9 protein-coding genes and 2 pseudogenes are annotated in these 12,503 nt (G+C 38.6%); all 11 read right to left on the bottom strand.

The features are described from left to right. Positions 1-44: 44 nt before the first annotated feature. A pseudogene (locus tag ISX45_RS05270) lies at positions 45-917 on the bottom strand (aldo/keto reductase). 40 nt (positions 918-957) lie between these two features. Then, on the bottom strand, positions 958-1,980 hold the full coding sequence (locus ISX45_RS05265; protein WP_194520161.1) for a Gfo/Idh/MocA family protein: 1,023 nt from the start codon (positions 1,978-1,980) through the stop codon (positions 958-960). Positions 1,981-2,326: 346 nt separating this feature from the next. Beyond that, a complete protein-coding gene (locus tag ISX45_RS05260) occupies positions 2,327-2,503 on the bottom strand; it encodes an HAD family hydrolase (protein ID WP_194520160.1) in 177 nt (58 codons plus the stop codon). 2 nt (positions 2,504-2,505) lie between these two features. After that, a pseudogene (locus ISX45_RS20215) lies at positions 2,506-2,679 on the bottom strand (HAD hydrolase-like protein); the annotation flags it as partial. Positions 2,680-3,133: 454 nt separating this feature from the next. After that, positions 3,134-4,624, bottom strand: coding sequence for an L-arabinose isomerase (gene araA / locus ISX45_RS05250; RefSeq protein WP_194520158.1), 1,491 nt, complete (start codon positions 4,622-4,624; stop codon positions 3,134-3,136). Between the two features lie 27 nt (positions 4,625-4,651). Further along, a complete protein-coding gene (locus ISX45_RS05245; RefSeq protein ID WP_194520157.1) occupies positions 4,652-6,340 on the bottom strand; it encodes a ribulokinase in 1,689 nt (562 codons plus the stop codon). 17 nt (positions 6,341-6,357) lie between these two features. Further along, entirely contained in the window at positions 6,358-7,044 is a 687-nt protein-coding gene (gene araD, locus ISX45_RS05240) for an L-ribulose-5-phosphate 4-epimerase (protein WP_194520156.1), read from the bottom strand. A gap of 95 nt (positions 7,045-7,139) precedes the next feature. After that, positions 7,140-8,234 (bottom strand): GntR family transcriptional regulator, encoded by a 1,095-nt coding sequence (locus ISX45_RS05235; protein WP_194520155.1) that lies wholly within the window; start codon positions 8,232-8,234, stop codon positions 7,140-7,142. Positions 8,235-8,514: 280 nt separating this feature from the next. Beyond that, positions 8,515-9,720 carry a multiple monosaccharide ABC transporter permease gene (mmsB, locus tag ISX45_RS05230; protein ID WP_194520154.1) on the bottom strand — a complete coding sequence of 402 codons (1,206 nt, stop codon included), beginning with the start codon at positions 9,718-9,720 and terminating at the stop codon, positions 8,515-8,517. 7 nt (positions 9,721-9,727) lie between these two features. After that, positions 9,728-11,263 carry a multiple monosaccharide ABC transporter ATP-binding protein gene (gene mmsA / locus ISX45_RS05225; RefSeq protein WP_194520153.1) on the bottom strand — a complete coding sequence of 512 codons (1,536 nt, stop codon included), beginning with the start codon at positions 11,261-11,263 and terminating at the stop codon, positions 9,728-9,730. A 75-nt stretch (positions 11,264-11,338) separates the two neighbouring features. Continuing rightward, on the bottom strand, positions 11,339-12,409 hold the full coding sequence (gene chvE / locus ISX45_RS05220; RefSeq protein ID WP_194520152.1) for a multiple monosaccharide ABC transporter substrate-binding protein: 1,071 nt from the start codon (positions 12,407-12,409) through the stop codon (positions 11,339-11,341). Between the last annotated feature and the right edge of the window lie 94 nt (positions 12,410-12,503).

Here is a 12,503-nt window from a genome sequence, read left to right as displayed (position 1 = left end):
CTTCCTTTTTATAAAACTCTCTTAATCTCTCCATTTCCTCTAAACTAAAAGGAAGAAACATGTATCGCCTGTAAGTTATCTTCTACTTGCTGTACCGTCTTAAACCCTGGAATCACACATGTGACAGAGTCATGGTCTAAAATCCAGTGAAGAGCTGCTCTTGTCATATTTCCTCTGCCGTTTGCTATCCACTTAAGCTGTTCACTAAGCTCTACCCCTTTATGAAACTCAAGGCCTGCAAATGTTTCTCCTACATTGAAATGTTGTCCGTCGCGATTGAAACTACGGTGATCGTTTTCTTCAAATTTTTTGTCTTTTTTGAACTTTCCTGTCAGTAATCCGCTTGCAAGAGGCAACCGTGCAAGTATACCAACTCCTTGCTCTTTTGCTTGCGGAAGTAACTGCTCTAGAGGTTTTTGACGAAAAATATTAAAAATTACTTGCAAAGCCTTCACATTCGGATTTGTTAGACAAAATAACCCTTCTTCACCAGTCTCCACACTAACACCGTAATAACGAATTTCCCCTTCTTTCTGCAATTTATCCAAAACGTCAAACACTCGACCATCCTTCAACACTTTAAGCAGAGGACAATGAATGAGTCTGATTATAAATCGATCCACTCGAGCTGTAGCCGCTTCAAATTCGCTTCGCAGTACCGTCTAATTGCTTCCTCGGAATACTTCTTGAAAATCATTAATGTTTCCTGCTCGACAAAACTTCGTTGCAATATAAATTTCATCTTCCTTACCCTTTATAGCTTTTGCCAGAAGTTCTTCACTACGTCCATCACCATACACATCTGCCGTATCAAAGAAATTTACTCCTGCTTCAATCGCTCGATGGAGTCCTTTTAGCGATTCTCTTTCATCTGTTTTTCCCCATGATCCGCCGATCGCCCATGTGCCGAAGCTCACCTCGCTAATTCCATTTCTGTATTTCCTAAGCGACGATAATTCATGAGAATCCTCCTTTTTCCCTATGGTTCAACATTATCACTTTGCCGGTTTCGATAGATATACGGCACGCATCAATAACTCGCGCATTTTGTATAATACCATTCTCTGAATAGAGCGGTTGTCGTCCTCTTATAATACAATCAGAAAAATGTTCAATTTCTAATACATATTGATCAGCTGAAATCACTTCTTCCTTAATTTCTCCATCATCCGTCCGAATCACGATTACTCCCTTTCCTTCATGTAAATCTGGTCGATATGCCCGCGGCACCTCAATTTTCCCTTTCGTGCCAATAATGTCGTACTCATTTCTAGGGAACATCTCAAAACTACAGTCGAATAATGCATGAACACCATTTTTCATTCTCATCCATCCGCTTGCAGACATGTCAATTTGATAACGTTCATGACAGTTAGCTTGAACATACAATTCAATAGGTTCCGTACTTAACAAATTTCGAATCGAATGGACACAGTAACACCCAACATCGAATAAACTCCCTCCACCTAACTTTGCATCCATTCTAATATTCGTCTCCCGGTCATGCAGATAAAAAGAAAAGCTCGAACTCATCAGTTTTACATCACCAATTTCGCCTGAGGCGAGGATCTCCTTGACCCTCTGATGCTGAGGATGAAACTGATACATAAATGCTTCCATAAAAATCACATTATTTTCTTTACAAGCTTCTATCATTCGTCTTACATCCGCTTCACACAAAGCAGCTGGCTTTTCACAAAGTACATGCTTCTTATGTTCGGCCGCTTTGATTGTCCATTCGACATGCATACTGTTAGGAAGAGGAATATATACAGCATCAATATTCGGATCTGCAAGCAATTTTTCGTAACTGTTATAAGCTGTAGGAATACCTAATTGCACAGCCGCCTCATGCGCTTTTCCACTTCCACTCGCAATCGCTACTACCTCCGCATTCTTAGCACGTTGAATAGCAGGAATTATAGTCTCTCTAGCAATATTAGCCGTACTTAAAATCCCCCAACGAACTTTTTGTTCCATATTTCATTCCCCATTTTATTTATTATAATATTTTTCAAAAAATTTAAATTTATCTGTATAATCATACTAAAAGCAAACAACCAACTAATTTTGTACAAATAAAATAAACTTAAAAGATAGAGCTGAAAAAATTAATACCTACTATCCATCCTCTAAAAACCAAAAATTTGCATGTATAAAATTAACTAAATCTTACCATGGATCTCCTTTTTCTCAACAAAAATTTTCATCCCCTTAATAAAATGCATCTCCTATTTTGATAAAAATACGAAAATATTATTATATAAATATCCCCCTCTTCAACACCTCTACAATGGAGAACAGCCGTTCAATTTCTGCTAACGGTTTATGATTTGTGTCCGCGCTGTCTCTTTCGGTGGTTATACCAAATAGAATGCCATCCCGCTTCAGAGGTTCCAATAATATCATTTGTCCAAGAGCCCCAGACATAGAGAAGATTTTTAGGAGAACAGTTTACTTTTTTGGAGACCTCATGGAAAATTTGCGGATTCGTTTTTGCCATTCCTACCTCATCCGATAGGAAAGTTCCTTTGAAATATACTGTGTCAGCCTGAGAGACTTAATTTTATTGGACTGATGTTCGACAGGACCGTTCGTAATAATTCCGAGTTTAATGCCCATTCTTGCAAGTTTCATCAAGAGCTTTGGTACCACTGGAAACAACTGTATAAAATTAAGGGCCGATTCATATTGGAGTTGAAACCGCTCGGCTTCTTTATTGAAATAGTATTATAGTGCGAGTACAATTCCTTCGATTCGAAGCTCTTCTAAAGTTAATCAGCTTTGACTATATCTCTCCTAAAAATATTACAAAAATATCTGAATTTTTATATACCGATCCGATAGGAAGAGTCCTATGATGATAGATCGGAAATATTTTCTGAACCGAATCAGAAAAAGGCTTTTGGTGATCGTATAAAGTATCATCTAAATCGAAAAAATCGCTTTAATAAACATTTCTTCGTTCTCCCATCCCAGTACTAAAATATTTGTTGCCCCAAATCACTTCTTCATCTCAATCTAAGGTATCGTTTCCGTTTCGTTCCCTGATTGATAATATAGAAGACATGGACCATCAAAATTTTAGCCCATGTCTATTTTTCAATACATGTAAGTGATAAACCTACGTATTTTATCGATTTCTCCAAACCACTTCATTCCATCTTAATTCATTACGTATTGATTGCAGAGATGTGTTTTCATTGATTACTACACATTCAATCCCAGTCATTTCCGCCCAATCTTGTAACTGCTCTGTCGTTACAGCAAACGAGAAGCAAGTATGGTGAGCACCTCCTGCTGAAATCCAAGCTTCTGCTGAATCACGGAGAGACGGACGTGGTTTCCATAGAACTCTTGCAACTGGGAGTTTAGGCATGCTTTTTTCAGGTTTTACCGCGTCAACTTCATTCACGAGTAGACGGAAACGGTGTCCTAAATCAATCAATGAGGCATTCACTGCCGCACCGGCATCACCATCAAAGACCAGACGAGCCGGATCGGCCTTTCCGCCAATGGAAAGAGGATGAACTTCAAGTTTCGGACGAGTAGCTGCTATCGTTGGGCATACTTCTAACATATGAGCACCAAGCACTAATTCGTTTCCTAGTTCAAAATGGTAAGTATAATCTTCCATAAACGAAGTTCCTTTTCCATCAGCGATGATTTTCATAATCCGAACGAGTGCAGCTGTTTTCCAATCCCCTTCGCCGCCAAAACCATACCCTTCAGCCATAAGACGCTGAACGGCAAGTCCTGGAAGCTGTTTCATCCCGTGTAAATCCTCAAAGGTAGTTGTAAGCGCACTAAAGTTCCCCTCTTTTAAAAATGCTTTTAAGCCAAGCTCAATGCGGGCCTGTTCGCGAATGGATTCCCGCACAGGTCCTTCGTAAAGACCTTCAGGAACAATATCGTATAACTCGGCATATTCATCTAAAAGTTCATTCACCTTATTCTCCGGTACGTCCTTAATATACTGAACAAGATCTCCTATCCCGTAACCGTTAATCGACCAGCCGAATTGAATCTGAGCTTCGACCTTATCCCCTTCTGTTACGGCTACTTCTCTCATATTATCGCCAAAGCGGGCAACCTTTAAATGACGCCCTTCTGTAAAAGCGACAGCTGTACGCATCCATCCGCCAATCCGATGACGAACACTAGGATCTTTCCAATATCCTACAACCACTTTTCGCGAAATACTCATTCTCGCACCGATAAAACCATATTCACGGTCACCGTGAGCAGATTGATTCAAATTCATAAAATCCATGTCAATACTGTCCCACGGAATGTCACGATTAAATTGCGTATGGAAATGTAATAATGGTTTTCGCAGCTCGGAAAGACCACCAATCCATATTTTTGCAGGAGAAAACGTATGCATCCAAGTAATGATACCCGCACAATCATCATTGGCATTTGCTTCTATACAAAGTTTCCGAATCCCGTCAGGTGTTGTTACAACAGATTTAAAAACGACTTTAAACGGAATCACAGCATCACGGTCTAATTCTTCTGTTATTATTCTCGAATGTTCTTCTACTTGTTTCAATGCTTCCTCTCCGTACAAATGCTGGCTTCCGGTCACAAACCAAAATTCATATGGTTTTAATTCTAACATTAAAATCCCCCTTACAATCACAATGTATTAAACTTTCAATTGTTCTTCTAATTCGACCTTCTCTTTAATAGATTTTAGACGTTTCATCACGTTGTTTTCGCCGCGTCCGAAATAATCATGTAGCTTTGTATACTCTTGATATAATTTTTCGTAAATCGCAACGTTTTCAGGTATCGGTTTGAACGTTTCATCACGGACTTTTCCCATTTTTTTTGCCGCTTCCACAATCGATTCATACCCCCCTTTTTCTTTTCCGGCTGCAACGGCAGCGAACATGGCCGCTCCAATGGCAGGAGTTTGTTTGGAAGCCGCTACCTTGATTTCACGATGCGTGACATCCGCATATATTTGCATTAGTAATTTATTTTTTTGTGGAAGTCCGCCACAAGCATATAGTTCGTCGACCTTGACACCGCTTTCAACAAAAGCATCGATAATTTTCCGAGTACCAAACGCAGTGGCCTCCAGTAAAGCCCGATAAATTTCTTCTGGTTTTGTCTGTAAGGTGTAACCAATCATCAATCCGGTTAAATCGGTATCGACTAATACAGAGCGGTTGCCATTCCACCAGTCCAGCGCCAACAATCCTGTTTCTCCCGGTTTATACGCAGCGGCCCTTTTTTCCAACCATTCATGAACACTCACTCCTTCTTTTTCGGCCGCTTCCTTGACATAAGCTGGCACTCCATGTTCTACATACCATGCAAAAATATCACCAACTGCCGATTGCCCGGCTTCATATCCAAGATATCCTGGGATGATTCCGTCTTCTACAACACCACACATTCCTTCGGCGTGTTTCTCTTCTGTACCTAAAAGCATATGACAAATCGATGTTCCCATCGCCATCACTAATTTTCCTGGTTCTACTACTCCTACCCCCGGAACTGCCGCATGGGCATCAACGTTTCCCACGGCTACAGCCGTTCCAGGTAGAAGTCCCATCATCACAGCCATTTCTTTCGTTAGCTCTCCTGCTTTCGTTCCAAGCGGAACAATATCGCCGCGCAATTTCGTTTCCGTCAAATTTTCTAATCGTGGATCTAACGACCGAAAGAAATCTTTGCTCGGATATCCCTCCTGTTTATGCCATATCGACTTATAACCAGCTGTACAACTGTTGCGAACGATGTTTCCTGTCATTTTGAATACAACCCAATCTGTTGCCTCTAGAAAAAGATCAGTTAGATCATAAATTTCCGGGGCTTCATTTAAAATTTGCCAAATTTTCGCAATCATCCATTCAGATGAAATTTTGCCGCCATATCTAGGTAAAAATGCTTCCCCTCTTTTCGCTGCAATTTCGTTAATTAAATTTGCTTCATCTTGAGCAGCATGGTGTTTCCATAACTTCACCCAACTATGAGGATTATTTTTTACATCATGTCTAAAACAAAGAGGCTCACCAGAATCGTCAACTGGAAGCATCGTGCACGCAGTAAAATCGATCCCTATCCCAATGACATCTGCTGGATTTACTCCTGATGTTTCTAATACGGAAGGGACAGCCGTCGCTAACACCTCAATGTAATCTCCAGGGTGCTGTAAAGCCCAATCCGGCTCCAATGTCACATTAGATTCCGGAAGCTTCTCGTCGATGACACCGTGAGGATACAGAGTTACATGATCGGCAATTTCGTTCCCCTCAAGATCGACAAGGACAGCACGCCCGGATTCCGTTCCATAGTCAACTCCAATCACATATTTTTTCCCCATGTTAACTCCTCCTCGCCTCACTGTCCGTAGTAAGCGTTAACACCATGTTTTCTAAGATAATGTCTGTCTAATAAAGACTGATCAATAGGCTGAGTATCTGGATTTAGGTTATACGTTCTCGCTGCCATTTTGGCCACCTCTTCAAGAACGACCGCATTATGAACGGCATTATCTGGATCTTTTCCCCAAGCAAACGGCCCATGACCATTGACAAGCACTCCAGGTATTTGCATTGGGTCAAGGAGACTAAACGTTTCCACAATCACCTTACCAGTCTCCAGTTCATACGCTCCTTTAATTTCAGATTCCGTCAATTTCCGCGTGCAAGGAATTTCTCCGTAAAAATAATCAGCATGCGTTGTACCTAAAGCTGGAATTCCTTTTCCTGCCTGTGCCCAAATGGTTGCCCAAGAGGAATGAGTATGGACAATACCTCCGATATAAGGGAACGCCTTGTATAATACTAAGTGCGTCGGCGTATCAGAGGAAGGTTTTAACGTTCCCTCTACAACATTTCCCTCTAAATCAACGACAACCATATCGTCCCTTGTGAGTTGATCGTACTCTACCCCGCTTGGCTTGATGACAACGAGACCTTTTTCGCGATCAATTCCACTTACATTTCCCCATGTGAATGTAACTAACCGATTTTTCGGCAGCTGTAAGTTTGCCTCCAGAACAACTTGCTTTAATTCCTCAAGCATCTCCTCAACTCCCCATAAATAAAAATTCCCTCACCCCTATTATAATTTTGTACGTACAATTTTTCTACGATTTTTTTATATTGTTTGAACATTTTTTATATTCTTTTGGCTGACTCTCTGACAATTAATTCTGGCTTATAAATAATATCCTTTATCCCATCATCTTTTTGCTTCTCAATCATTTGGATCAACATTTCTGCTGCCTTTATACCCATTTCCTCTTTCGGATGGCGAATCGTTGTTAATTTTACTTCTGTGGCCGTAGCGAATGTGGAATCATCAAATCCTACTACCGAAATGTCTTCGGGCACAACCAGCCCCTGTTGTCTAATCACATCGAGTAATTTGATCGCTAATTCGTCGTTATAGCAAACAAATGCAGTCGGTCTTTCATCCTCTGGTTGCTGTAAAAAAAATCGAGCTATTTCTAAAGGTTTTGTTTCCTTTTCTTCTGTCGTATAAGAAATGAGATTATTGGTCGATAATGAAACCCCATGTTCCTGATGTGCCCGAATAAATCCTTTTAACCTGTTAACCCCTTGTAAATCGTCCGTTTTAAAAAATCCGGCAATCCGACGATGTCCTAAGTCAATGAGGTGATCAGTCAATAAAAATCCACCACCTTCATCATCCATTTTTATGTACGGACAACTCATTTCTAAATATCGTTCATTAATCATCACATAAGGAATATTCAAGTTATTGAGCGCTAAATAATACCCTAGGTTAGGATTTCCTTGGGCGCTTTTTGTCGGTTCAATAATTAGTCCACTCAAAGGTTGATTAATCATTGCCTCTAAATGTTCTCTTTCTCTTTCCTTGTTATTGTCTGTACTAGCTAATAATAACCTATAGCCTTTCTCTCGCAACGTTTCCTCTGCTCCTCGAACAATATGAGGAAAAATATAATCGGAAATATAGGTTGTCAATATTCCTACTGTTTTTATCTCTATTTTTCCGATCTGTTTCGGTTTAGAAACAAACGTTCCACTTCCTTGAATTTTATATAGCCATCCTTCCTTTTCTAATTCTCCTAATGCTTGTCTAACCGTATGTCGACTTAATTGGAATTGGCTTGCAATTTCATGTTCTGTCGGTATCTTTTCATCCGGACTCAATTTCCCCGAATGTATCCAAGATAAAATTTCCTGTTTTAGCTGAAGATATTTCGGAATATTTTTCTCTTTCATATTTCACCTCAAGCACAGAATAAGATATATAAATTTATTATAGCAGTTTTTATTTGTACGTATATATTTTGGTGAAAAATAATGATAGATATAAAACAAAGTAGTCCATTCAATCTCTAAACGTCTCATGTTCAACGTTCTCCCTGTCATGTCATTTTCTTAACGCTCGTTACCCAGTAAGTAAGAAGTGCTGATAAAAGAAGACCAAGACGATTGATCTTGGCCTCCTTTCTAAGAAATCGCATTGTTTTAGTTATGAATTATTGGTTTTAATTTATGTTTATGCAGCTTTATTTTTATTATAAATATCGAAAGCTACAGCAGCCAGCAGTACTAAACCTTTAATCGCTTGTTGCCAATCAATGCCTAATCCAAGTAATGACATACCATTATTCATGACTCCCATGACAAGACCGCCGATAATAGCACCGTTAACAGTACCAATTCCGCCGTAAGCTGATGCTCCACCGATAAAGCAAGCGGCAATCGCATCTAGTTCAAATAAATTCCCTGCCTTCGGTGTAGCCGCATTTAGTCGGGCGGCAAAAATGAGACCAGAAAGTGCAGATAAGACTCCCATGTTCACAAACACCCAAAACGTAACGCGTTTCGTCTTAATCCCTGATAGTTGTGCTGCTTTTTCATTTCCACCAATAGCATAAATATGTCGACCTATTACTGTTTTATTTGCTACAAACGAGTAAACGATAATGAGAGTAGCTAAAATAATCAAAATATTAGGAATTCCTTCATAAGTCGCAAGTACATAAGAAAATATATTAATGATCGCAACAATGGCGATTAATTTGGCAACAAAAGCCACTCTAGGACTTACATCAAATCCGTATTTTGTTTGAGTGTTTCTCTTTTTTATTTCAAGCCATATGAACACCACCGATAAAATAAACCCAACGACAAGAGTAAAAATATGAAGACTGGTCCCATGAAACAAATCAGGAATAAATCCTGAACTTATATTTTGAAATGATTTTGGAAAAGGAGCAATCGATTGACCTTCCAAAATCACCATCGTCAAACCTCTAAACAACAACATCCCTGCAAGCGTAACAATAAACGCTGGGATTTTAACATAAGCAACCCAAAATCCTTGCCATGCTCCTATAAAAGCTCCGAGTAATAAGGAAATGATGACGGTTACATACGTAGGTACATGATGCTCAACCATGAGAATGGCAGCAAGGGCACCTACAAACGCTGCGATAGAACCGACTGATAAATCGATATGCCCTGTAATAATCACTAGCATCATACCTATGGCTAATACTAAAATATAACTATTTTGTAGTATCAAGTTAGTGATGTTTAAAGGTCTTAATAAAATACCTTCCGTTAAAATCTGGAATAATAACATAATCAATACTAACGCAACAACCATACTATAGCTTCTCATGTTATTCTTAAAAATTTGTGTAAATGGTTGTGTTTTTTCCTCGTTTAGAACCATCTTCTGCATCGGTAATTGCATAGAGACACTACCCCCTCACTGTACTTTTTGTCATCAACTTCATGATATTTTCTTGTGTTGCTTCTTCCTTACTTAACTCACCCGTTATTCTTCCTTCGCTCATAACATAAATGCGATCGCACATTCCAAGGATCTCAGGCAGCTCAGACGAAATCATAAGAGTCCCTTTTCCTTCTTGAGATAGTTGATTCATAAGCGTATATATCTCATATTTAGCACCAACATCGATCCCTCGCGTTGGCTCATCTAAAATGAGAATATCAGGCTCTGCAAAAATCCATTTGCTTAAAACGACTTTTTGTTGATTTCCACCGCTTAATTTTTCAGTTTTTTGAAAAACACTCGGGGTTTTAATCTTTAATTTTTTTAGAAATTTTTCCGCTTCTATAATTTCTTCATTTTCATTGACAACAAATTTGTTCGATATTTTACGTAAATGAGCTAATGTGATATTTTTTCGGATATCTTCCATTAAAATGAGTCCATTTCCTTTACGATCCTCTGTAACATACGCAATTCCATGCTCAATCGCTTTTCCGACATCTTCTAAATATATTTCTGACCCATTTTTTAAAATTTGTCCGCTGATTTTTCTTCCATAAGACTTACCGAAAATGCTCATCGCTAACTCTGTTCTGCCCGCTCCCATTAAGCCAGCAATCCCTACTATTTCGCCTTTCCGAATGTAAAAACTTACATTGTTAATCACCTTACGATCATTATGAAGAGGATGATAGACATTCCAATTCTTCACTTCAAATATAACCTCTCCAATGTTAGGTTCTCTCTTCGGATAGCGATTCGTTAAATCTCGGCCTACCATTCCTTTAATGATGCGATCTTCCGTAACATTGTCCCTTCTCATATCTAAGGTTTCAATCGTCTTTCCATCACGTAAAATGGTAATGGAATCAGCAACTTTAGAAATCTCATTTAATTTATGAGAGATAATGACCGCTGACATTCCCTGCTCTTTAAACTCCAATAACAAATTTAATAAGTTCTCGCTGTCATCTTCATTTAAAGCCGCAGTAGGTTCATCTAAAATTAGCAATTTCACTTTCTTTGACAACGCTTTTGCAATTTCGACTAATTGTTGTTTACCGACACCAAGGTTCGCAACTAATGTATTAGGAGACTCATCTAGCCCTACTTTTTGCAGCAACTCTTTCGTTTTTACAATGGTTTCATTCCAGTTAATAATTCCTTTCTTCGCCTGCTCGTTTCCTAAAAAAATATTTTCTGCTATTGATAAATAAGGGATTAACGCTAATTCCTGATGAATAATAACAATTCCTAATTCCTCACTTTGTTTAATATCTTTAAATTTACATATTTCTCCTTTGAATAGGATATCTCCGCTATAGCTACCATAAGGATATACGCCACTCAATACTTTCATCAACGTCGATTTTCCTGCACCGTTTTCCCCGCAAAGCGCATGAATTTCTCCTTCTCTTACTTTCAAATTGACGTTGTCAAGGGCTCTCACACCTGGAAATTCTTTGGTAATTCCTCTCATTTCTAATATAAATTCAGACATTGTCCCACCACACCCCTACAATTGCAATAAATGATATAGTGATAGTCTTTTGAACTACCACTATACCCTTTATCATTATTTAGAAAGCTCTTCTTTTGTGTAATAGCCACTATCTACTAGTACTTTTTCATAATTTGAAGCATCGACTGAAACCGGTTCCAACAAATACGCTGGTACAACTTTTACACCATTGTTATATGTTTTAGTATCGTTAACTTCAGGTTTTTTTCCTTTCAGAACCGCATCCGCCATTTTGACAGCTTTCTTCGCCAATTTTCTTGTATCCTTAAATACAGTTTGTGTTTGTTCACCAGCTATAATCGATTTCACTGAAGCTAATTCAGCATCTTGACCAGTAATAATCGGCATCGGCTTATTCGAAGTTCCGTAACCAACCCCTTTAAGCGAAGAAATAATACCAATACTAATCCCATCATAAGGTGACAATACAGCATCTACTCTTTCGGTCGTATAATGAGCGCTTAATAAATTATCCATTCTTGCTTGGGCAGTAGCCCCATCCCATCTTAAAGTGGCAACTTGATCAAATTTTGTTTGCCCACTTCGTACAACTAACTTCCCAGAATCGATATAAGGTTTTAAAACTGACATCGCGCCATTAAAGAAGAAATATGCATTATTGTCATCTGGAGAGCCTGCAAACAATTCAATGTTAAATGGCCCTTTCCCCTCTTTTAAACCTAACTTTTCTACAATATATGAACCTTGCAAAACCCCTACTTTAAAGTTGTCGAATGTTGCATAGTAATCTACATATTTACTATTTCTAATTAAACGGTCATAAGAAATCACTTTAATTCCCTGCTTATGCGCCTTTTCCAAAACGTCCGTTAAAGCTTCCCCATCAATCGGAGCAATAACCAAAACATTAACCCCTTTTGTAATCATATTTTCAATTTGAGATACCTGATTTTCTACTACATCCTCAGCATATTGTAAATCTGTTTTATACCCAAGTTTCTTAAATTCTTTTTCCATATTTTTACCATCACTAATCCATCTTTCTGATGATTTTGTAGGCATTGATATCCCTACAAAACCAGCTTCTCCATCGCTTTTCCCATTGCATGCTACTAATGAAAAAATCATCGCAAATAAAACAATCACAGATAGAAATTTCCTCATTCTCGAATTCCTCCTTTTTACACTTATTATGCAAAATGATAGCGATTACAAAATTGTAAATGCTACTGATATCATAAAAAAATGCAACATGTTA

The sequence above is a fragment of the Thermaerobacillus caldiproteolyticus genome (assembly GCF_015326725.1).
Classification (GTDB): domain Bacteria; phylum Bacillota; class Bacilli; order Bacillales; family Anoxybacillaceae; genus Thermaerobacillus; species Thermaerobacillus caldiproteolyticus.
This window is presented reverse-complemented; position numbering and strand designations above follow the sequence as displayed.